38 protein-coding genes are annotated in these 19,999 nt (G+C 66.9%); all 38 read left to right on the plus strand.

All coding sequences use genetic code 11. The annotated features are described in order from the left end of the window. The first annotated feature begins 13 nt into the window (after positions 1–13). Positions 14–952, plus strand: a complete 939-nt coding sequence (locus METRZ18153_RS20395) for a cysteine--tRNA ligase (RefSeq protein WP_020164670.1) — start codon at positions 14–16, stop codon at positions 950–952. Position 953: 1 nt separating this feature from the next. Continuing rightward, positions 954–2,717 carry a DDE-type integrase/transposase/recombinase gene (locus METRZ18153_RS0110375; protein WP_020164671.1) on the plus strand — a complete coding sequence of 588 codons (1,764 nt, stop codon included), beginning with the start codon at positions 954–956 and terminating at the stop codon, positions 2,715–2,717. 125 nt (positions 2,718–2,842) lie between these two features. Further along, entirely contained in the window at positions 2,843–4,108 is a 1,266-nt protein-coding gene (locus METRZ18153_RS20140; RefSeq protein WP_157257231.1) for an ExeA family protein, read from the plus strand. Position 4,109: 1 nt separating this feature from the next. Then, on the plus strand, positions 4,110–4,445 hold the full coding sequence (locus tag METRZ18153_RS0110385; protein WP_020164673.1) for a hypothetical protein: 336 nt from the start codon (positions 4,110–4,112) through the stop codon (positions 4,443–4,445). 15 nt (positions 4,446–4,460) lie between these two features. Continuing rightward, the gene (locus METRZ18153_RS0110390; protein ID WP_020164674.1) at positions 4,461–5,219 is read left to right on the plus strand and encodes a hypothetical protein; all 759 of its coding nucleotides are present in this window, start codon (positions 4,461–4,463) and stop codon (positions 5,217–5,219) included. A gap of 10 nt (positions 5,220–5,229) precedes the next feature. After that, a complete protein-coding gene (locus METRZ18153_RS0110395; protein ID WP_020164675.1) occupies positions 5,230–5,586 on the plus strand; it encodes a hypothetical protein in 357 nt (118 codons plus the stop codon). A gap of 4 nt (positions 5,587–5,590) precedes the next feature. Continuing rightward, positions 5,591–5,845, plus strand: a complete 255-nt coding sequence (locus tag METRZ18153_RS0110400; protein ID WP_020164676.1) for a hypothetical protein — start codon at positions 5,591–5,593, stop codon at positions 5,843–5,845. After that, the gene (locus METRZ18153_RS0110405; RefSeq protein ID WP_020164677.1) at positions 5,817–6,434 is read left to right on the plus strand and encodes a hypothetical protein; all 618 of its coding nucleotides are present in this window, start codon (positions 5,817–5,819) and stop codon (positions 6,432–6,434) included. Before METRZ18153_RS0110400 ends, METRZ18153_RS0110405 begins: the two co-directional genes overlap by 29 nt. Then, on the plus strand, positions 6,434–6,670 hold the full coding sequence (locus tag METRZ18153_RS0110410) for a hypothetical protein (RefSeq protein ID WP_020164678.1): 237 nt from the start codon (positions 6,434–6,436) through the stop codon (positions 6,668–6,670). Before METRZ18153_RS0110405 ends, METRZ18153_RS0110410 begins: the two co-directional genes overlap by 1 nt. Further along, entirely contained in the window at positions 6,655–6,909 is a 255-nt protein-coding gene (locus METRZ18153_RS0110415) for a hypothetical protein (RefSeq protein ID WP_157257232.1), read from the plus strand. The genes METRZ18153_RS0110410 and METRZ18153_RS0110415 overlap by 16 nt, the downstream gene beginning before the upstream one ends. Continuing rightward, entirely contained in the window at positions 6,906–7,178 is a 273-nt protein-coding gene (locus METRZ18153_RS0110420) for an HU family DNA-binding protein (protein WP_020164680.1), read from the plus strand. Before METRZ18153_RS0110415 ends, METRZ18153_RS0110420 begins: the two co-directional genes overlap by 4 nt. A gap of 72 nt (positions 7,179–7,250) precedes the next feature. Beyond that, positions 7,251–7,541, plus strand: a complete 291-nt coding sequence (locus tag METRZ18153_RS20145) for a hypothetical protein (RefSeq protein WP_020164681.1) — start codon at positions 7,251–7,253, stop codon at positions 7,539–7,541. After that, a complete protein-coding gene (locus tag METRZ18153_RS0110430; RefSeq protein ID WP_020164682.1) occupies positions 7,538–7,792 on the plus strand; it encodes a hypothetical protein in 255 nt (84 codons plus the stop codon). The genes METRZ18153_RS20145 and METRZ18153_RS0110430 overlap by 4 nt, the downstream gene beginning before the upstream one ends. Further along, positions 7,792–8,220 (plus strand): hypothetical protein, encoded by a 429-nt coding sequence (locus tag METRZ18153_RS0110435; protein ID WP_020164683.1) that lies wholly within the window; start codon positions 7,792–7,794, stop codon positions 8,218–8,220. The genes METRZ18153_RS0110430 and METRZ18153_RS0110435 overlap by 1 nt, the downstream gene beginning before the upstream one ends. 2 nt (positions 8,221–8,222) lie before the next feature. Continuing rightward, positions 8,223–8,612: an ASCH domain-containing protein gene (locus METRZ18153_RS20150; RefSeq protein ID WP_043363855.1), complete on the plus strand. Its 390-nt coding sequence runs from the start codon at positions 8,223–8,225 to the stop codon at positions 8,610–8,612. An 88-nt stretch (positions 8,613–8,700) separates the two neighbouring features. After that, positions 8,701–9,366, plus strand: a complete 666-nt coding sequence (locus METRZ18153_RS0110445; protein ID WP_020164686.1) for an HNH endonuclease signature motif containing protein — start codon at positions 8,701–8,703, stop codon at positions 9,364–9,366. Next, positions 9,356–9,595 carry a hypothetical protein gene (locus METRZ18153_RS20155; RefSeq protein WP_020164687.1) on the plus strand — a complete coding sequence of 80 codons (240 nt, stop codon included), beginning with the start codon at positions 9,356–9,358 and terminating at the stop codon, positions 9,593–9,595. The genes METRZ18153_RS0110445 and METRZ18153_RS20155 overlap by 11 nt, the downstream gene beginning before the upstream one ends. Then, on the plus strand, positions 9,592–9,783 hold the full coding sequence (locus METRZ18153_RS0110455; RefSeq protein ID WP_020164688.1) for a helix-turn-helix domain-containing protein: 192 nt from the start codon (positions 9,592–9,594) through the stop codon (positions 9,781–9,783). Before METRZ18153_RS20155 ends, METRZ18153_RS0110455 begins: the two co-directional genes overlap by 4 nt. Next, positions 9,770–9,976 (plus strand): hypothetical protein, encoded by a 207-nt coding sequence (locus METRZ18153_RS0110460; RefSeq protein ID WP_020164689.1) that lies wholly within the window; start codon positions 9,770–9,772, stop codon positions 9,974–9,976. The genes METRZ18153_RS0110455 and METRZ18153_RS0110460 overlap by 14 nt, the downstream gene beginning before the upstream one ends. Continuing rightward, complete coding sequence (locus tag METRZ18153_RS0110465; RefSeq protein ID WP_020164690.1) at positions 9,973–10,476, plus strand: regulatory protein GemA; 504 nt, start codon at positions 9,973–9,975, stop codon at positions 10,474–10,476. Before METRZ18153_RS0110460 ends, METRZ18153_RS0110465 begins: the two co-directional genes overlap by 4 nt. Positions 10,477–10,478: 2 nt before the next feature. After that, positions 10,479–10,898 carry a hypothetical protein gene (locus METRZ18153_RS0110470; RefSeq protein ID WP_020164691.1) on the plus strand — a complete coding sequence of 140 codons (420 nt, stop codon included), beginning with the start codon at positions 10,479–10,481 and terminating at the stop codon, positions 10,896–10,898. A gap of 42 nt (positions 10,899–10,940) precedes the next feature. After that, the gene (locus METRZ18153_RS20895) at positions 10,941–11,189 is read left to right on the plus strand and encodes a hypothetical protein (protein ID WP_157257233.1); all 249 of its coding nucleotides are present in this window, start codon (positions 10,941–10,943) and stop codon (positions 11,187–11,189) included. Then, complete coding sequence (locus tag METRZ18153_RS0110475) at positions 11,183–11,428, plus strand: hypothetical protein (protein ID WP_043363857.1); 246 nt, start codon at positions 11,183–11,185, stop codon at positions 11,426–11,428. Before METRZ18153_RS20895 ends, METRZ18153_RS0110475 begins: the two co-directional genes overlap by 7 nt. Before the next feature lie 90 nt (positions 11,429–11,518). Then, complete coding sequence (locus METRZ18153_RS0110480) at positions 11,519–11,755, plus strand: hypothetical protein (protein ID WP_020164693.1); 237 nt, start codon at positions 11,519–11,521, stop codon at positions 11,753–11,755. A 208-nt stretch (positions 11,756–11,963) separates the two neighbouring features. Further along, entirely contained in the window at positions 11,964–12,581 is a 618-nt protein-coding gene (locus METRZ18153_RS0110490) for an N-acetylmuramoyl-L-alanine amidase (protein WP_020164695.1), read from the plus strand. Beyond that, positions 12,578–12,823: a hypothetical protein gene (locus METRZ18153_RS0110495; protein ID WP_020164696.1), complete on the plus strand. Its 246-nt coding sequence runs from the start codon at positions 12,578–12,580 to the stop codon at positions 12,821–12,823. Before METRZ18153_RS0110490 ends, METRZ18153_RS0110495 begins: the two co-directional genes overlap by 4 nt. Further along, positions 12,820–13,047, plus strand: coding sequence for a DUF7940 domain-containing protein (locus METRZ18153_RS0110500; protein WP_020164697.1), 228 nt, complete (start codon positions 12,820–12,822; stop codon positions 13,045–13,047). The genes METRZ18153_RS0110495 and METRZ18153_RS0110500 overlap by 4 nt, the downstream gene beginning before the upstream one ends. Next, positions 13,044–13,664: a hypothetical protein gene (locus METRZ18153_RS0110505; protein ID WP_020164698.1), complete on the plus strand. Its 621-nt coding sequence runs from the start codon at positions 13,044–13,046 to the stop codon at positions 13,662–13,664. Before METRZ18153_RS0110500 ends, METRZ18153_RS0110505 begins: the two co-directional genes overlap by 4 nt. Further along, entirely contained in the window at positions 13,658–13,975 is a 318-nt protein-coding gene (locus METRZ18153_RS0110510) for a hypothetical protein (RefSeq protein ID WP_020164699.1), read from the plus strand. The genes METRZ18153_RS0110505 and METRZ18153_RS0110510 overlap by 7 nt, the downstream gene beginning before the upstream one ends. Further along, complete coding sequence (locus tag METRZ18153_RS0110515) at positions 13,972–14,331, plus strand: hypothetical protein (protein ID WP_020164700.1); 360 nt, start codon at positions 13,972–13,974, stop codon at positions 14,329–14,331. Before METRZ18153_RS0110510 ends, METRZ18153_RS0110515 begins: the two co-directional genes overlap by 4 nt. Continuing rightward, positions 14,328–14,639 (plus strand): hypothetical protein, encoded by a 312-nt coding sequence (locus METRZ18153_RS0110520; protein ID WP_020164701.1) that lies wholly within the window; start codon positions 14,328–14,330, stop codon positions 14,637–14,639. Before METRZ18153_RS0110515 ends, METRZ18153_RS0110520 begins: the two co-directional genes overlap by 4 nt. A 1-nt stretch (position 14,640) precedes the next feature. Further along, positions 14,641–15,186: a DUF3486 family protein gene (locus METRZ18153_RS0110525; RefSeq protein WP_020164702.1), complete on the plus strand. Its 546-nt coding sequence runs from the start codon at positions 14,641–14,643 to the stop codon at positions 15,184–15,186. Positions 15,187–15,190: 4 nt separating this feature from the next. After that, complete coding sequence (locus tag METRZ18153_RS0110530; protein ID WP_020164703.1) at positions 15,191–15,382, plus strand: hypothetical protein; 192 nt, start codon at positions 15,191–15,193, stop codon at positions 15,380–15,382. Then, positions 15,382–15,657, plus strand: a complete 276-nt coding sequence (locus METRZ18153_RS0110535; protein WP_020164704.1) for a hypothetical protein — start codon at positions 15,382–15,384, stop codon at positions 15,655–15,657. The genes METRZ18153_RS0110530 and METRZ18153_RS0110535 overlap by 1 nt, the downstream gene beginning before the upstream one ends. Next, entirely contained in the window at positions 15,647–17,224 is a 1,578-nt protein-coding gene (locus tag METRZ18153_RS0110540; RefSeq protein WP_020164705.1) for a hypothetical protein, read from the plus strand. Before METRZ18153_RS0110535 ends, METRZ18153_RS0110540 begins: the two co-directional genes overlap by 11 nt. Positions 17,225–17,345: 121 nt before the next feature. Next, positions 17,346–18,851, plus strand: coding sequence for a hypothetical protein (locus METRZ18153_RS0110545; protein WP_020164706.1), 1,506 nt, complete (start codon positions 17,346–17,348; stop codon positions 18,849–18,851). After that, positions 18,848–19,627, plus strand: coding sequence for a hypothetical protein (locus METRZ18153_RS0110550; protein WP_020164707.1), 780 nt, complete (start codon positions 18,848–18,850; stop codon positions 19,625–19,627). Before METRZ18153_RS0110545 ends, METRZ18153_RS0110550 begins: the two co-directional genes overlap by 4 nt. Further along, positions 19,627–19,923 (plus strand): DUF4031 domain-containing protein, encoded by a 297-nt coding sequence (locus METRZ18153_RS0110555; RefSeq protein WP_020164708.1) that lies wholly within the window; start codon positions 19,627–19,629, stop codon positions 19,921–19,923. Before METRZ18153_RS0110550 ends, METRZ18153_RS0110555 begins: the two co-directional genes overlap by 1 nt. The last annotated feature ends 76 nt before the right edge of the window (positions 19,924–19,999 follow it).

Genomic DNA, 19,999 nt, shown 5'->3' on the forward strand with positions numbered 1-19,999 from the left:
AGATCACAAGAACATGGCACGCCCCAAGAAAGCCGAAGTCGAGGCCGTCGAAACAGGTATCGACACGCCGCAGGCCACGCATGCGCTGCAGACGCTGCAGCAGTCCGGCGCGGCGATGATCAATCAGGTCGCGCAGCAGCTTGAACAGGCCGAGTACAGCCGATCCGCAGCGATCACCACGATTCAGGGGCTGATGGCGAACGCCAGCCTGGTCATGTACGAAATCGGCCGCGTGCTGTGCTGGGTGCGCGCCAACGAGCCGGCGGAAGAGTTCGTCGCGTTGCTCGATCAGGTCGGTATGGAAAAGCGCCTGGCACAGAAGCTGATGCAGACCTTCCGCAAGTTCAGCGCAGCGCTGACGGGCGAACAGCGCAACAGCGTGCTCGGCCTGGGCCGCAGCAAGCTGCTCGAACTGGTCGCGCTCGACGACGAAGAGCTGCAGGCGGTGGCCGACGGCGACAGCGATCTGGGCACCATCGACGAAATCGACGCGATGAGCACCAGCGAGTTGCGCGCCGCCATCCGCAGAGAGCGTGAGAAGGGCATCGCCGAGGCCGAAGCGAAGGACCGGCGCCTGAGCGATCGCAATCAGCGCATCGAGAAGCTGGAAGATGAGCTGGAAAAGCTGCAGCACGGCACGAAGGACGAGAGGGTACGCGCCGCCCGCGCGGCCGATCGCCACGCCGTCGAGCAGGTGCAGGGCGCCACGCTCGCGCTGCTGGCGCAGGTCGAGGCCTTCGATGTGGCGATCGCCGACATCCTGGCGCACGCGTCACAAGGCGGCGGAAACGCCGTCAGCCTTCGCCGCATCGCGACGGACAGCTTGAACTTCGCCTTCCAGCGCATCGCCGATATCGCACGCGAGCGTGAGATGGACGTGGACTTCCAGGCCGTGGTCGAACCCGAGTGGCTGAGCGCCGTCGAGGGTATGTCCAAGGGCGTCGGGGCCTGACATGCACGCCGCCGACCTCGCCATCATCGACCTGCTGCGCGCCTACGCCACGCGCATCGCCAGCGCCGGGCACGGGGCGAAGAATGCCATCGTCGCCGAGGCGTGCGAGCGCCTGCAGATGAGCCAGGCCACGCTGTACAAGCGCATGGGCGAACTGGGGCTGACGCGCGCACGGAAGCGGCGCAGCGACGCCGGCACCACGCGCGTTCCGGCAGAGGTGGCGCGAATCGGCGGCGGTCTGGTGGCGCTGGCCACCCGCGCGAACGGCAAGCGCACCATGACGATCAAGGGTGCGGCCCGGCAGTTGATCGCAAACGGACTCGGCGCGGTGGATGAAGACACCGGCGAAGTGGTCAGCTTTTCCACCAGCACGCTTTCGCGCGCGATGCGCCTGCATCAGTGCCACCCCGATCAGCTCGCCGTGCCGAGCGCACACACCAACCTGGTGAGCCTGCACCCTAACCACGTGTGGCAGGTCGATTGCTCGGTGTGCGTCATCTTCTACGCGCCGGAAGGCGGGCTGCGCGTGAAGGCCATCGACGACACGGACGTCTACAAGAACAAGCCCGACGCGGTCGCCCGTGTGGCGCGCGACCTGTGTTTGCGCTGGGCCATCGTCGACCACACCAGCGGCGCGTTCTACAGCGACTACCACGCCGGCGCGGAAGACTCGACCAGCTTCAACGAGTTCTTCATCCGCGCCATCCAGCAGCGCGCCGGTCAGCCCTTTCACGGCGTGCCGCGCATCCTGATGCTTGACCCCGGTGCAGCAGCGCGTGCCGCCACCAGCCGCAACCTGCTGGAGCGCCTGGGCGTGCAGGTGATCCAGCACCGCCCGAAGAATCCGCGCGCCAAGGGCATGGTCGAGGGCCTGCACAACCTGATCGAGCGCGAGTTCGAAGGCCTGCTGCGTCAGTGGAAGCCGGCCGACATCGATGATCTGAACACCTGGCATCACCGCTGGCGCGTCGCCTACTGCGCGACCGAACGCCATAGCCGGCACGGCATGACGCGCTTCGGCGCCTGGACACGCATCCGCGAAGACCAACTCGTACTGGCGCCGCCGGTCGAGTTGTGCCGCGAGCTGGTGGTGTCGCGCCCGGTCGAGCGCACGGTGACCGGTGACCTGTCGATCAGCTACGCCTGCCCCGGCCACAAGAGCGCGATCTACACCCTGCGCCACCTGCCCGACGTGTATCCCAAGCAGAAGGTGCGCGTGGTGGTCAATGCCTACCGCCTGCCGGATGTCGATGTACTGGTCGATGCGCCCGACGGCACGGTGGCCACCTACACCGTGTCACCGGCCGAGCTGAACGAGTACGGCTTCATCGCCGCCGGCGCCGTGATCGGTGAGGGCTACAAGGCCGCGCCGAAAAACGAGGCGCAGCGCCAGCTCGACCGCATCGCGCAAGAGGCCTACGGCCTGCCCAGCATGGATGACGCCAAGCGCCAGCGCGCGCAGCGCACCGCCTTCACCGGCGACGGCGGCATCACGCTGAACCCGTTCGCTCATATCGAAAGCGCCCAGTTGCCTGCCTACCTGCCCAAGCGCGGGCGCGAGCACGGCGCGCAGATCGCCGCGCGCGACCTACCGAACGTCGAGATCACGCAGGCCGTGCGACGGCTGCGCACGGCGGGGGACAAAAGCAGCGATCTGTATGCGCGCCTGTCGGCGCAGTTCGGCGATGGCTTCGTGCCGGCCGACTGGCTGCAGGCGGAGGTGGATGCACTGCGCGGCGCCGAGCGCCAGCAGGCAACGGGCTGAGCCCGGAAGGAATTCGGCCCCGGTGCTGCGAACACCGGGGCCGAGGGTGGGCGGATTGCGATTGCAAGCGAACTTGCACCAGATCGCAAACCGCCCGGACTGCAACGACGACGAGAGGTTACCACGTGAGCACACACACATTGCGGGCCATCCCGACACCGGCCGGTACCGCCTACATCAACCCGAATCTTGAATGGACGCGTCCGATGAAGCTGCGCGAAGTCATGACCGCCAACGGCATATCTCACAGCATGTTGCGCCTGGCAATCCGCGGCACTGACGGCGAGCTGCTGGCGCGATCCACCGTAACCACCATCCTCAGCCGCGATGTGTGGCCGCAGCGCACTCCGCGCGAATGGATCGAAAAGCAGATCCGCGACTACCTGCGCAGCCGCGGCCTGGCCGAGGCCGATCACGCCGATCTGTTCGGAAGCGAGATCGACGCCGCGCCCGACCTTTCGCGCATCCGTCCGCGCAAGAACGAGTACCCCGTCCCCGATCAGGAATTCAACGCCCCGGAGCCCGCCATGCTGTCACCCCAAGCCCGCAAGCACTTCTCGATGTTCCGCGAGCCGTTCCCGCAAGACCTTCACGGCGCCGATGAAGTGTTCCTCGGCCCCGATCAGCTGTACGCCAATGAAGCGCTGTGGGATGCAGTCAAGAACAACCGCCTGTTCGCGCTGGTCGGCGAGTCCGGCGCCGGCAAATCCACGCTGATCGACCTGCTGCGCGACCGCATCCAGCGCGAGCAACTGCCGGTGCGTCTGCTCAACGTCAGCACGCCGGACAAGAGCGAAGTGCGCGGCCGGGCGGTGCTCGAAGCCATCGTGCGCGATCTGGACTCTGACGCGAAGATACCGTCGAGCAACGAAACGCTGAGCCGGCTTGCTCACAAGCTGCTCGCCGAGTCGGCCGAGGCCGGGCAGCACACGACGCTCATGTTCGAAGAGGCGCACGACCTCACGGTCGACGCCCTGAAGCTGCTCAAGCGCTTTCACGAGTTCAAGGTGGGTTGGCAGAAGCTGCTGTCCATCGTGCTCATCGGTCAGCCCGAGCTGACCAAGAAGCTCAACGCCAACGCCGCCGGCGTCGCCCGTGAAGTCGCTCGCCGCCTCGAAGTGCACACCCTGCTGCCGCTCGACAGCGACCTCGAAGACTTCGTCGCCCACCGGCTGAAGGTGATCAACGTCGACGCCAGCAAGGTGTTCGCCGCTGACGCCTATGACGCCGTGCGCCAGCGGCTTGTGGCGCTGGTCAGCGTCGGCCAGGCGAAAGAGCGCGTCTCGATGTGTTACCCGCTGCTGGTCGGCAACCTGCTCACCCGGGCTATGAACGAGGCTGCGCACCTGGGCGCCGCCAAGGTCGACGCCAACATCGTGCGGAGCTGCTGACATGAGCGCCTCAGTCTCCTACGTGCGCCCGCAGCGCACCGTGCCCGAGCCGGTTTCGCCGCTCAACGGCGTGTTCCTGAACGCCACCATCGCCATCGCAGAAGCCGTCGGCGTACTGACCGACATGGGGCTGCGCATCATCAACGTGCAGATGGCATGGGGCGCGCTGCCGACCATCCACATCGCCGAATGCGAAGCGCTGCGTGAGCGCGTCGAGCGCGACGAAGCGGCGTACTACCACTGGTCGACCGACGAATCCACCGGCCGGCAGTTCCGTCACGGGCAGTTCCAGATCCGCGGCGTGCGCTGCATCTGGGTCGAGCAGATCGGTCACTGAGCGAGGGCGACGGCGATGGACGAGAGCAGAGGCGTCACCGAGCAACTGTGCGACTTCATCGCCGAACGTGGCGTTGCGCGCAGCACGGACATCTACGAGGCGTATCCGCACATCGGTACCAACCTGCACGGAATGCTCAAGAACCCATTGGGCAATGGCTACCTGGTGAGTTGCAAGGTCACTGCGCCGGATCGCCGCGGCGTCATGCGCGAGATCGGCGAATTCCGCGTGAGCGAAAACGCCAAAGGCCGCAGCTACAAGGAATGGAAAGCCAAGTTCGACCCCGAAACGCGGGGCGATCTGAAGCCCGCCAAGCTGCCCCCGCGCGCCGCCGCTGCCCTCGCTGTCGCCGTCACGCGCGAAACGCTGACTTCCCCTCTCTCGCCCCGCGAAAAGGGCCGGATCGAGCGCGCTCAGCTCCGCCGCGACACCCTCGCCGCGCACATCAACCGGCCCGCCGTTCGCAGAACGACAGCCCCTCAGCCGGAGGTGGGGAAAAACACCGGCACTGCAGGATTGGTTACTCCAACGAGTGCACCTTTTACCGAGGCCTGCAGCGTTGCACCCACACCGTCCGCGGAGCGCGCCAACGCCACCGCGGACGGTGGCGACGAGATCACCGCAACCTGGTGCTTGCACAGCGACGGCTCGATGCAGCTTGCCAAGGACGGCATGAGCCTCACGCTCGCGCCGGCTGAAGCCCTGCGCTTCGCCCAGTTGTGCGGCCTGGTCACGCCCTACCTGGCCGACATCCGGCCGGTCGGCACGCACTGAGGAACCCGCCATGTCCCAGTCCAAGCAAGCCAATCAGCCACGCATCGCAACCAAGAGCGATCTGCTCGCCAGCCTCGCGCAGAACGGCAACAGCGGCGCGCAACGCGGCGTCACCGCGCGCCGCCTGTGCGCCCGCCTGGGCTGCCACGAGCGCCACCTGCGCACGCTCATCACCGAGCTGCGCGAAGACGGCATCGCAGTCTGCGGCACCCCGCGTGACGGCTACTACATCGCCATCCGCGCCAGCGAAGTGGAAGACACCTGCCGCTTCCTGCGCGCCCGCGCCATGAAGAGCCTGCAGCTCGAAGCCCGGCTGCGTCACATCCCGTTGCCCGAGCTGCTGGGCCAGCTTCGCCTGGAGACCTGAAGACATGAGCACCGAGAACACGAAGCACCCGCTGATCGGTCGCCGGGTGCGCGTATCGCACCAGGCGCGGCACTACCCGAACCGCTTCGGCGTCGTCGTGAAAGTGCTGGGCGACGACAGCCTGATGGTCAGCCTCGACGCCTACAAGCGCGCCCCCGCGCGCCGCCAGGCCTACCGACTGACCGACCTGATTGTTCAACCCCTGTATCAACCCGAACAAGGAAACGACCATGAGCAAGAAAACCGCACCCACGCCTGAACTCGTCGCCATTCGCGAAGCCGCCCAGCGCCTCGCCATTGCCAACCGCGAACTGACCGTGCGTGCCGAGATGCAGCAGCGCGAGCTGGCCGCCGCCGTCGCCCCCATCGCCGAGAAGCACCGCGCCGGCATCGACGAAGCCGCTCAAGCCCGCGCCGAGGCCGAGGCCGCGCTGGATGCGCTGCTCAAGGCCTCGCCGAGCCTCTTCATGTCACCGCGCAGCGTGACGGTCGATGGCGTGAAGTGCGGCTATCGCAAGGAAGAAGACTCGCTGGACTGGGGCGACGAAGACCTGGTGATCAAGCGCATCGAAGATCTGCACCCCGAGCTGTACGACCTGCTGGTGCGCGAGAAGAAGACGCTGGTGGCCGACGCGCTCGCCCAGCTCGAACCGCGCCAGCTTGCCCACATCGGTGTCCGCCTGGTCAGCGGTGCCGACCGGTGCTTCATCAGCATCGGCGACAGCGACGTCGACAAGCTTGTGAAGGCCATCCTCTCCGACGCCCAGCGCCGCGTCGCCGACGACGACAAGCCGGCGAAGAAGCGAGGCAAGGCCACCGCCAAACCCCGCACCCGCGAGGTGGCGTGATGCCCGGCGCCTACATCGACACCTACCGCGAGCCCGGCGTGATCGCGCGCGTGCGCCAGCGGCTGGCTGTGTGGCGCATCCGCCGCCGCATCGAAGAGCTGCGCGCCGCCACCGAAATCGGCCGCGAAATGATCCGCAACGACGAAGCGCTCATCGCGCGGCAGGAAGAGCAGATCGCCGCGCTCAAGGGCGAACTGCTGCAACTCGGAGGGCTGACGACATGCGAGAAGTCCTGAACCTGATGGTCGAGGTGCCGCTGTGGGCCATCGCAGTGTTCGGCCTCATCGGCCTGCTGCTCATCGGCCTTGACGGCTGGCGCGCCCAGCAGTGGCAGCACCTCGCCATCCTCGCCGCCCGCATCGGCACCCGCCCGGCCGACACGCTGCCCGACCCGGCCGGCGCCCTCGACGCCGCCGCTGAATCTGTTTCAACCCCGCCGGGCGACCGGCCAACCACCAGGAGCACCACAGCATGAACCAGCAAGAACTGACCCGCACCGTATCGGAAGTGTCCGGCCACTCGAAGAAGGACGTCGATCACATCCTGAAAACCCTGGGCGAAGTCGTCACCGCCAACGTGGCCGACGAAGAGATCACCTTGCCCGGCATCGGCAAGCTGAAACCCAAGACGCGCGCCGCTCGCGCCGGCCGCAACCCGGCCACCGGCGAAGAGGTGCAGATCCCCGAGAAGGTCACCGTCGCGTTCAAGCCGGCGAAACCACTTATCGACGCGCTGAACGGCTGAGCACCGCTGACCCCAGCGTGAAGCCTCGCGTGCGGGGCTTCACGGTGATCAGACAGACGAAAGGAGAAGGCGATGTACTCGTTTGACAGTGGTGGTTTGGTGGCGGTCGTTGTGATGTGCTTCATGGTCGGCATGGTCGGCCGCTGGGTGGTGATGGGCGAGCTGCCGGTGATCTGGGCGGCGTTGAAGGCACTGGTCGGGCGACGAGGCGAGAAGGACATGTACTCGTTCCGCAATGGCGAACTGATCGCACTCGTGCTGGTGTTCGTGCTGCTCGGCATCGTCGCTGGCTGGGCGTTTCGCGAAGGCCTGCCGCTGCTGTGGGAAGTGGTGAAGCCGTGGATTCATGAGGTGACGCGATGAGCGATCGCACTCTCGAACAGAGCCGCGCCATTCTGCTGAAGCTCAATCAGCTACAGGCCATCGCGCAGAAGCAGGACGTGGCATCGGCGGATGCCCATGAGGCGAACACCCGCTGGAATGAAGCGCGCAAGGAGTACGCGGCTCGCTGGTCCGAGTTCGTCGCGGAGCACGGTGAAGCCGAAGCGCCGCAATGGTTTGAAGCGCTGCGCGGCCCGAAGCCGGTCCTGTCTGCTCGCGAAGGAGGCCTGTGATGGGAATCGACTCTGAAAGCCTGGCGCTGACCTGCAGTTGCCGCGCTGAGTTGCAGGCGAAGCTGGCCGAGCAATACGCAGTGCTGAACCCGGACGCCAGCAACATCCGGGCGGACCTGATGGGCTACGCATTCGGCGCGAGCAAGACGCTGAATCTGGTCGAGATGGGCGCGATGGATGTGCAGTACTCCGGTGAATGGAAACTGAAGTCGGGCGCTATGAAACCCAGAACCTACAAGGCGCGGATGTTCTTCGCGTACTGCCCCTTCTGCGGCCGGAAAGCGGGCGTCGAGCGCCCCGTTACCTACGAGGTGCAGTCCGTCCAGTACCTGGCCGGAGAACTGCGCCTGAAGACGGTCGATGACGCTGAGGTTCCTCAGCTGATCGAGGCCGGCATGCGCGTGGAGTTGCGGAAAGGCGGTGCGTGATCATGGCCAGCTTCCTGCTCAACTTCCAACGCCAGTTCGCCCCGGCTGTGCTCGCCGGCGAGAAGTGCATGACCATCCGCGCCACGCGAAAGGACCGAAAGGTGCCCGAGGTCGGCGACGTGCTTGCGCTTTATACCGGCCTGCGCACGCGCGGCGCGCAGTTGCTGATGAAGACGCCTGCCACCTGCGTATGGCGAATCCGGATGGACTTCCAGGAGCGCATGGTGGTCGTGGATGGGGCGCGCCTTGATCACGACGCACTGCGGCTGCTCGCCCGCAACGACGGCTTCCAGTCGGTCGATGCCTTCTTCGACTTCTTCCGTGCCAGCGCTGAAGGCCCGCTGTTCGAGGGCTTTGCGCCCCACTGGAATCCGAAGGAGCGTCTGCAGTGATCGCCGACCTTATCCAGCTGCTGAACTCGCTGACCTGGCCGGGTGCATTCGCCCTGGCGGCGCTGGTAGCGGGCTGTGTGGCCGTCATTTGGGGGTCGCCGTGGTAGCCAAGAGGACTCCGTGGACCGAGGCCGAGCGTGAGCTGCTGCGCAGGCTGTTTCCGCACTACACGTCGCTGGCCATCGCCCGCACGATGGGGCGGACGGTATGTGCGATCAACGGTCAGGCGGGGAAGCTCGGGCTGCAGAAGTCAGCCGAGCACCTGCGGGCGAACGGTGGCCGCTGGAACCCCGATAACCCGAAGGCCGTCGCCAATCGCTTCCAGAAGGGCCTGGTGCCCTGGAACAAGGGCAAGCACGTGGTGGCAGGCGGGCGCAGCGCGGAAACCCGCTTCAAGCCCGGCAGCAAGCCGGGCAACTGGATGCCGATCGGCAGCGAGCGCGTCACGAAAGATGGCTACCTGCAGCGCAAGCTCACCGATACCGGTTACCCGCCGCGCGACTGGGTGTCTGTGCATCACATCGTCTGGAAAGAGGCCGGCCGGGATATCCCCAAGGGCTATCGGCTGGTTTTCAAGGACGGCAACAGGCTGAACGTCGTACTGGAAAACCTCGAACTGGTGAGCATCGCCGACCTGATGCGGCGAAACACCATCCACAACCTGCCGCCCGAGCTGCGCGAGGTCGTTCATCTGCGCGCCGCCATCGTGCGGAGGATCAACCGACACGAGAGGGCTCAAAGCCATGAGCAATGACATCCGCGAACTGCGCTCGATCCTGTTCGACACGCTGCGCGACGCGAAGGACACCAGCAAGAAGCTGGACATCGAGCGCTGCAAGGTGGTCGCCGAACTGTCGCAGGTGCTCATCAACACCGCCAAGGCCGAGGTGGATTTCCTGAAGACCGTTGGCGGCAAGTCGACCGGCTTCCTGGATGCGCCGGGCGTGACCACGAACGTCACTGGCGGCGAGCGGTTGAAATGAGCACCAGCCGCTTCGCCACCTTCGGCGCGCTGCGCTACGGCGTCGAACGCTTGCGGGCTGCCCGGCGCTGGAAACGCAAGGGGCTCACGTATGCCCAGATCGGTGCGCGCCTGGGCGTGAGCCGGCAGCGCGCGCACCAGCTGCTGAACCCGTCACCGACGAAAGGAAGCGTCAATGCCCATCACTGACAAGCAACTGGCCGGCAATCAGCGCCGGTCGCTGCGCGTCATGCGCGCCAAGCTGCTCGCGATGGCGGGCGAGTGGGACGGCCGCGATCAGTTCAACCTGAGTGAGCTGACGCGCCTGGCCGACGATGTCGAGGAAGTCGCCATCAACATGACCGACGACAGCGTGATCGACGACGGCGAGGTCAAGCTATGAGCATGACCGAGATCGCGCCGGGCGTGCGGGTGGGCAAGCACGAGGCCGAGCCGGCCAAGAAGCGCAAGGCACGCCCGGCGCGCTCGGCCGACGATCTGCGCCGCGCCGAGATCGCCCAGATCAAGATCGGCGCCAAGCAGCTCGGGCTGGAGGATGACGTCTACCGCGACATGCTGTTTGCGCTCGCCCGGGTGCGCTCGGCCGCTGACCTCGACTGGACCGGCCGCAAGCGCGTGATCGAGCACCTGAAAAGCTGCGGCGCGACGGTGGGTAAGCAGCGCAAGCCGCGCGACGGCCAGGCGGAGAAGATCAGGGCGCTGTGGGCAGCGCTCGCGCAGGCCGGCGTGGTGCGCGACGGCTCGCCCGCCGCGCTGTCGGCCTGGCTCAAGCGGCAGACGCGCATGAGCGCGGCCGAGTGGCTGTCGACCGCCGAGGCCTCGCGCGTGATCGAGTCGCTGAAGGGCTGGGCCGCACGCGGCGGTGTGGAGCTGGCGGACTGATCATGCACGCGCTCGACCTCGATCCCGACCTGCTGCCGGCCTTCGCGGCCGAGCTGGTCGCGCGCATCGGCGAGGCCGCCACCTTCGCGCTGGCTGGCCGCTGGCCGGGCGTGCGGCTGTACGTGCCGCTGCGCGCCGAGATCGATAACCAGGAGAACGGCCCGCACCCCATCGTCGCCTGCATCGGCCTCGACGCCGCGCAGAAGCTGAGCGACGAGTACGGCGGCACCGTCATCGTGGTGCCCAGCTGCAAGCTGGCCATCCGCGCCCGCTACGTGAATCGCCTGGTCGAACGCTTCTACCGCGGCGAGTCCGCCCGCGATCTCGCGCTGTCCGAAGGCATGACCGAGCGCGGCATGCAGAAGCTGCTCAGCGGCGCCGGCGCGATGGCGGACAAGCGGAATCTGAGTCTGTTTGATTGAGAACGGGTCTGCACAGGACGTTGAAAGGAGGAAACGATGGGGATGGTGACTGAACGCCAAATAGTCGAAGCAACCGACAGCCAAGAAATCAAACTTGGGCTGTTCCAGGTTTGGATAGACGTCAACTGCGGGCTCGATGCTGCACCTGACTGGTGGTGGAACTCGGAACCCCAGCCCCTGCAAGGCGCGCTCAATGAAGCTGCCGAGTGCAGGGATAAAGGAGTTCCTGCGCGGGTGATGCCGGAAGGGATGAACCCTCGCCCTGACGGCCGATGGGACAACCCATGCTGAGGCCCAACGGGGAGATGACAGACGGACAGGCCGGCCGGTTTGGCGAAAGCGAGGCCCCAGACACCTGCCCGGAATGCTGCGCCGAGTGGTCGCACTCCGAGCGGGTGCACACGGGCGATGCACAAGCCTTGGGCGGCTGGGAAGACTGGATGTTTTGCGCCGCCTGCCAGTGCGAACTGTTCTACCCCGTCACCATCCGCCCACAGTTGATCGCGGAAGCTCAGCGGCCCGCCCGCTGATTGTTCGATAATGGCGCAGCCGGCGGCGGGTCCGCTGGAGCGCACAGTTCGGCCTGGTGCCGAAGCGAAAGGACAGAGATGAACCAAGGTATGCAATGGCTGCTGCTGGGCGGGCCGTGGAACGGGAAAACACTGTGGATCAAGGCCGGGAGTTCTGTGCGCGTGCCGCACGAAGACGGCGAGGAGTACCTATACGCAGGAGAGAACTACCTGCACGACGGCCGCTTGTACCGTCTTGGTGTCTGCCATAGCGAGGGGGACGCCGATCTGTCCGCCGCTCCGCGGCTTATCCAAGAAACAGGCCTGCAGCACATCGCTGGCTCATGAGGCCGAACGCGGGATAGACGACAACCGGGCGCAATGCGCACCCTCGCCGAAATCGTAGGCTGGCTGATCATCGCGATGTTCCTGCTGGGCACCACCGGCCTGGCAGACTTCCGTCTCGACTTCATGCTAGGCTGAAACCCTTCCTGCAGCACCCGCGCTGAACGCGTTCAGCATGTAAGCGCCTTCCCCCCGCGGCCATCATGGCCGCATGAACACCGCCACCCCCGCACCCAACGCCGAACCGGTTTTCGCCGCCCAGCGCAGGACCACGCTGGTGGCGATCCATTGTTCCGCCACGCCCGATGACCGCACGCTGTTCTACGGCTCGGGCCGTGAGCTGCGCACGCCGGTCGATGAGATCGACACCTGGCACTGGGACCGCGGTTTCCGTCGCCAGTCGGCAGCGCTCAAGGCCTTCAATCCTCACCTTCGCGCGGTCGGCTATCACATCGTGATCGCACGCAATGGCGCGGTATTCACCGGCCGTCACCCGAACGAGGTGCCGGCGCACGCCAAGGGGCACAACACGCCCGCGCTCGCGATCTGCCTGGTGGGCAAGCAGCGCTACACGCCGGCGCAGTGGGCGCAACTGGCCGACCTGGTGCGCGAGCTGTGTGCCGCGAACCGCGTGCCGCTGCAGCCGGTCACGCCGGCGCGCCTGACCGGCGTGTGCGGTCACCGCGACCTGAGCCCCGACCTCGACCACAACGGCAAGATCACGCGCAATGAGTGGGTGAAGGTGTGCCCCGGCTTCGACGTTGCGACCTGGCTGGCGGGCGGCCTGCAGCCGCTGGCCGAACACACGGCGCCGGAGGTGGGCAAATGATGCGGATGGGCAAGTCGATACTCGCTGCGCTGCAGATACTAGCGCTGGGCGCAAATCCGGGTTGGTCGGCGGGCTGGGCGCCGCTGATGCGCGCACCGCGCGTGCGTATGCACTCGGTCGAGACCGGGCTGCACGCACCGCACCGCGTGCGCCGCACGGTGGCCGGTGAGCAGCGCGCCGCCGCGAAGCGCCTTGCCGTGCGCCGCGAGCGCGCGCGGCGGAAGGCGCGGGCGCGTCGATGATCCGCCTCGGCCCCGTCACCCTCGCGCTGATTCAGGACTGGCAGCGCGCGCACAAGCTGCTGAGCGTGCAGTTCGCCGGGCTGCTGCTGGCGCTCGACGTGGCTTACGACTACCTGCCCGCGATCGCGCAGTACCTGCCGGAGCACTGGGTGCGCTGGATCGCGCTGGCAATCATCTTCGGTCGCGTGATCCGCCAGGCGAGCGTCGGGCGGTCCGGGCTGTGAATTCAGGCGATCAACTGCTGCGCGACTGGCGGCCCCACATGCTGCTGGGCGTCGTCGTGCTGGTGTGTGCGCTGGTGCTGCTGGTGCTGGGCCTCAAGTTCTGGGACAGCTTCACCGGCGCTCCCGAACCCACCCGCGCCCGCGACGTGGCCACCGTCGCCACGCAGGCGCCGCAGATCGAGTCCGCACCCGTCGAATGGATCGTGCCGCCCAAGCCACTCAAGACCTACGCACCCAAGGCCAAGGCGGCGGTGAAGCTGCCGCAGGCGGTGCAGGCCGACGCCGCGGCCGTGGTGCTGGAGTCGTCGCGCATCGCCGCCAGCGACCGCCCGCAGACCGTGACCGCCGTGCTCGACACCGAGACCGGCGAGACACGCCAGTACGTCGTCGACGAGCCGCTGCCGTGGCTCGATACCACCGTGCGCAGTGACGCCGGCGTGTATCTGGGCCTGAAGCGCGGCGAGCCGACCATCCGAGCGCAGGCGCGCGCCCAGATTGCGCAGGTCAAAGAACTGCGACTGGGCGCGCTCGCCAGCGCCGACATGCCGCTGAACGGCGAGCGGCCCGGCGTGCAGGCGGAGTACTTCATCGGCGTGGGGGCGTGGCTGCAATGGTGAGAGTGACCGAACACGGCACCGAGAAGGCGCTGCCGCTGCATCTGCACTTCGACGCCGTGCAGTACATCGTGCGCGGCTATGCCGAGCCGGACGGCTACGCGCGCAAGGCCCCGTACGACCTGCTGTTCACCGTGCTCAAGCCCGGCGACGGCACCGCCACCGTGCTCGCGATGAAGGGCGTGATGAACCGCGCCACACGCGACGAGATCGTGCGCCGGCTCGCAGCCGAGGGCGTGCACACCGCCCGCGTCGTGCGGCACGGCCAGATGAGAGAGATTTCAACCGGACTGAAGGAAGGGCGAGCGGCGTGACGATCACCCCTGAACAGATAGGTACGTGGCTGGTCATCGTCGGCGCGCTGGCCAGCGCCATGTGGACGCTGGGGCGCGTGCTCATCGCTCAGTTCACGAAGCTGCTCGACACGCGATTCAAAGGCCAGGACGAGCAGTTCGCCGCCCTGGTGCGTGGGCAGGAGCAGGAGCGCGTCAACTGGCAGCGCATCGAGCGCGACCTGCTGGAGCTGCGCGCCGAGCTGCCGGTGGCCTACGTGCGCCGCGAAGACTATGTGCGCGGTCAGACGGTGATCGAAGCCAAGCTCGACGCCATCCACGTGCGCGTCGAGAACGTGCAGATACAGGTGGCACAAGTACAAGGAACCCAGAAATGACGCCCGACCTTCAGAAAGCCCGCCGCGAGCAGATGCGCTGGATCATCCTGCTCACGCTGCAGAACTCGCGCCCCGTCGAGATCCACGAAGCGGTCGTGCTGCAGGTGCTTCAGGGCATCTACCCGGATGCAACCGCGCTCGAAGTACGGCGCGAGCTGGATTACCTGGGCGACCGCGAACTGGTGTGCCTGAACAAGCGGCCGGAAGGCGTATGGCTGGCCGACCTCACGCGGCACGGCGTCGACGTCGTGGAATACACCGTGGATGTCGAGCCCGGCATCGCTCGCCCCGCCAAGTACTGGGGCTGACATGCCGCCCCGCTCGAAGATCGAAACCGACCTGTCGCCCGAGCTGCGCGCCGAGCTGGACCGCCGGCTGGCCGAGGGCGGCTTCGGCGGCTACCAGGCGTTGACCGACTGGCTGCGCGAAGAGGGTTTCGAGATCGGCCGCAGCGCCGTGCACGTGTATGGCCAGGCGCTGCAGCGCCGGCTGGAGTCGGTGCGCGCCAGCACACAGGCCGCGCGCGAGATCGCGGCGCTGGCCACCGACGAAGCCGACGACAGGTCGGGCGCGATCATCAGCATCGTGCAGTCGGAGATCTTCAACACGCTTGTGCAGCTGCAGGAAGTCGAAGAGACCAAGGATCAGGTCGACCGCATGAAGCTGCTGAACAGCGCGGCCAAGAACATCGCCACGCTCACCCGCGCCAGCGTCAACCTGAAGCGCTACCAGGGCGAAGTCGCCCAGCGCGCACGCGCTGCGGCCGACGCGGCGGCGAAGGTCGGCCGCGCCGGTGGTCTGTCGGATGATGCGATCGAGCAGATCCGCGCCGGCATCCTCGGCATCGTGGGGTGATCCCGTGAGCCACGACAGCGACGATCTGCGGATCCGCGACCCCATCGTCACCTGCGGAAACCGCCTGTGCCAGCACCGGCACCGCGTGCATCAGCGCCGCGTGGTCGAGGGCGCGGACTACACCCATTGCCCGCGCTGCGGCGACGAGTGGTTCCGCGAACAGGTGCCGCACCGCACGGCGCAGGGAGTGCGCTGATGGCCGTGTTCAAGCGACTGAGTCGCGCCGAGATCGAGCGCGATTACACGCATGTGGGCTGGTTCTGCGGGCTGGTGCCGGTCTATATCGGCGGCCTCGAACTGGAGGGGCCGCGCGTCGCGGCGCGCAACGGCGTGCCGGAATGGTGGTTCGACCTGGTCGGCGTCCTGTACGGCTTCACCGCCGCGTCGGCCGAGTTCGCCTTTGGCGTCGAGATGCCGGGCTGGAAGCTCACGTTGACCGGCGAGATCCGGAGGCGCGCCGATGCTGCCTGACCAGGTGAGGCCCGCCACCCCGCCGGTGATGCTGCCGTATCAGCAGCGCTGGATCGCCGACCCCGCGCCGGTGAAGATCTGGCCGAAGAGCCGACGCATCGGCGCCAGCTGGACGGACGCGGCCGACAGCGTGCTGACCAGCGCGCGCGCGAACGAGGGCATGGACACGCTGTACATCGGCTACAGCGAGGACATGACTCGGGAGTACATCGACGACTGCGCGATGTGGGCCAACGCGTTCCAGTACGCCGCCGGGCAGATGCAGGAAACGCTGTTCGACGATATCGGCGCCAATGGCGATGTGCGTCAGATCAAGGCGTTCCGCATCGACTTCGCGAGCGGTCACAAGATCCTCGCCCTGTCGTCGCGGCCGCGCTCGATCCGCGGCAAGCAGGGCAAGGTGACGATCGACGAAGCGGCGTTCCACGATGACCTCGACGGGCTGCTGACCGCCGCGCTCGCGCTGCTGATCTGGGGCGGGCGCGTGCATGTGATGTCGTCGCACAACGGCGAGGACAACCCGTTCAACCTGCTGGTGAAGGACGTGCGCGCCGGCAAGTACGCCTACAGCCTGCACCAGACCACGTTCGACGACGCGCTGCGCGACGGGCTGTACGAGCGCGTGAAGCTGATCCAGGGCGCGCGCTTCAAGTTCGACAGCAAGGAAGCCTGGCGCGACAGCATCTACGCGTTCTACGGCGATCGCGCGGCGGAAGAGCTGGACTGCATCCCGAAGGCTGGCAGCGGCGTCTACATCCCGCGCACGCTGGTCGAGCGCTGCCAGTCGCCGGACATCAAGCCGCTGCGCCTGGCACGACCCGCTGAGTTCGTGCTGCGCCCGGACCGCCTGGAAGAGATGGAGCGCTGGTGCCGCGACAACCTGCAGCCGGTGATCGACTCGATGGCCGGGCGGCGCACCGTGGTCGGCCGCGACTTCGGCCGCTCGGGTGACCTGTCCATCACCAAGGTGCTGCAGCAGGACGTGGCGCCGGGCCGCTGGTCGGTGGCGCTGCACCTCGAAGAGCGCAACATGCCCTTCGACTGCCAGCAGTTCGTGTTCTTCTACCTGGTCGATCGCCTGCCGCTGTTCTTCCACGGCAAGCTCGATGCGCGCGGCAACGGCCAGCAGCTGGCCGAGGCGGCGATGCAGCGCTACGGCGTGAGCCGGATCGAGTGCGTGATGGCCAGCCCGACCTGGTACGCCACCTACTTCCCGCCGTACAAGGCGGCGTTCGAAGACCGCTCGATCACCACCACGCACGGCGAAGACGAAGTGGCCGACCACCGCCGCGTCATTCTCGACAAAGGCCGGCCGCGTATGGACGAAGGCCGCGATAAAGGCAGCGACGGCGGCTACCGACACGGCGACGGCGCGATCGCGGGTGTGCTGGCCTGGGCTTCGACGATGGTCGAGGGCGAGCCCGCCGCGGGTGCGACCGTCGAGGCCGAGCCCGAGGCCTACGCCCCGCAGCGCGCGAGCGGCATGGGCAGCCTGTCGCGTCGCCCGCGCGACTTCGGCATCGAGCAGCACCGCACCGGCACGATTTTCGGTCGGAGAGTGCGGTGAACACCCCAACGCGTTTTAAGCCCCTCAGAGGCGTTTTCGAGGTCGAGGTGCGGCATCGGGTCACCCTTCGCCCGATACCCCCCGGTCGGACCGTTTCTGACAGCCTTCCCGAGGTATTCGCATGAAGCTGATCGACTCCATTTTTCGCTTCGTGGGCCTCGCCCCCGAAAATGCACCCGCAGAAGCCACCTCGACCACACCGGCCCATGTGACGGAAGCGGCTGGCGTCACCATCGACAACGATGAAGACGGCTGGCGCCGGCTGTCCGGCGACACCCGCCGCGACCTGTCACCCACCAGCCAGTACCGCATGCGCGAAACCGCCGCCTTCCTGTGGGAGGCCAACGCGCTGGCCAACCGGATGATCGAGCTGCCGATCGCCTTCATGCTCGCCGAAGGTGTTTCGCTCAAGCACGAAGACGAAGTGCTGCAGCTGGTGCTCAACGATTTCTGGAATGACCCGATCAACTGCTGGGACATCAAGCTCGAACGCAAGGTGCGCGAACTCGCGATGTTCGGCGAACAGTGCTGGCCGACCTTCGTCAATGAATACACCGGCCATGTGCGCCTGGGTTACCTCGACCCGGCGCTGATCGAAACCGTGGTGCATGACCCGGACAACCCCGAGCAGCCGATCGGCATCGTGACGGTGAAAGACGCGAAGGGCCGTGCGTTGCGCTACCGCGTCATCGTCAATGGGCCCGACGAAGAACTGTTCACCTCGCGCACGCAGGCTATCCGCGACACCTTTATCGACGGTGAATGCTTCTACTACCAGGTGAATGTGCTGAGTGCTGGCAAGCGCGGCCGCAGCGACCTGCTCGCCGTCGCCGACTGGCTGGACGGTTACGACAGCTACCTGTTCAACGAGCTGGAGCGCGCACAGGACACGCGGGCGCACATCTGGGACGTGACGCTGACTGGGTCGGACCAGGCAACGGTCGATGCGCGCGCCAAGCAGATGCGGACACCCGGCCCGCGTGCGATCCGCGTGCACAACGAGAACGAGAAGTGGCAGGCGGTGGCCCCTGACCTGAACGGCAATGACTCGGAGGCCGTTGCGCGCCTCTTCCGTAACCATGCCCTGGGCGGTGGCACGCTGCCGGAGCACTGGTTCGGCGGCGGCGGCGACGTGAACCGAGCGGTCGGTGCTGAGATGGGCGAACCGACCTTCAAGGTCATGAGCATGCGGCAACGCCTGTGGAAGCACATCCTGCAGAACGTGGGGCGCTACCAGCTGCGCAAGTACCTGGGCGCCCGCGCCGTCGAACCGCGCTGGAACGATCCGCAGACGCAGTGCGAGGCCGTGTTCCCGGAACTCACCGCGCGCGACACCACGAAGTGGGCGGCGGCCATGCAGCAGGTGGTGGCCAGCGTCATCCTCGCGACGGACCGCGGCCTGATCACCGAGGAGACCAGCGTCGCGCTGGTTCAGCAGATCGCGGGTCGTCTGGGCGTCGAGTTCGATGCAGCCGAGGAGCTGAAGGCCGCCCGCGCCGAACGCGAAAAGCGCCAGAATGACGAAGCGAAGCGCCGGCAGGAAGAGGATTTCTATCGCGAGCCGATATCGCCGCCCGCCGGCGGCAACCCCGCGCAGCAGACCCCGCCCGCCGATGACGCGGAATGAACGACGACGAGAAAGACGCGCTGCGCGAGCTGACGCGCATCGTCGCCGACACCGAGGCTGAAATCCGCCGGCTGCTCGCGCTCGCTGCCGCCGACATCAGCGCCACGCTGCTTGCGCAGCCCAGCGAGTGGCAGGCCTGGTACCTGCCCCAGCTCGAAGCCAGCGTGCGCCGCACGCTGCAGGCCTACGGCGACACCGCCGCGTCCGCGGCCGGTGCGTCGCAGGTCACCACCATCGCCGCTGCATCCGAAGCGGTGGCCACCTCGCTACAGGTCCGCGCCGGCGTCGTGCTGCCGACCGTGAGCACCGCTCAGCTCGAAGGCATGCGCGTGTTCCTGACCAGCAAGGTGCGCGACATCACGCTCGACATGGCCAACCGCGTGAATCAGGAACTCGGCCTGGTCATCATCGGCACGCAGTCGCCGTTCGATGCCATGAAAAAGGTTTCAGCCCGGCTGGATGGTGGCATCGACCGCGCCGCCACCATCGTCAGCACCGAAGTCATGCGCGCCTACAGCGCCGGCGCGCAGGCGCAGGCGCAGAAGTACTTCGACCTGTTCGGCCTGGTGAGCTGGAAGACCTGGCGCAAGAGCGGCAAGCTCGCACCGCGCCAGAACCACGTGATCATCGACGGCCAGCGCGTGCGCTTCGACAAGCCGTTCAGGCTCAATGGCGGCCAGGTGAAGATGATGTACCCGCGCGACCCGAAGGCGCCCGTGAAAGAGACTGCCAACTGCGGATGCGTGGCGCTGTACCGGCCCGCGGATGACGATTGATGCCGGTCTACGTCGATGACATGCGTGCGCGCTATGGCCGCATGGTGATGTGCCACATGGTTGCCGACACCTTGGACGAGCTGCACGCAATGGCGGATAAGATCGGCGTGTCCCGGCGCTGGTATCAGGGGCCGCCCATCACGCGCAGGCCCCACTACGACATTTCTTTGTCGAAGCGGGCTGTCGCGATACGCCTGGGCGCGCTTGAAATCCGCAGACGACAGGCGCCAGCCATCGCTCGCCGCTGCCTCGATCCGATGGTCAGCGCCGGGCCAGTCAAGGCTGTGATAGCCTGACCCGCCGCTTTAATCCCCCGCCCGCCTTCCCCTCGCTGCTGCTGAACGCGTTCAGCATGTACGCCCGTTTCGCCCC

Origin of the sequence: Methyloversatilis discipulorum, assembly GCF_000385375.1 — a bacterium.
Lineage (GTDB): Bacteria > Pseudomonadota > Gammaproteobacteria > Burkholderiales > Rhodocyclaceae > Methyloversatilis > Methyloversatilis discipulorum_A.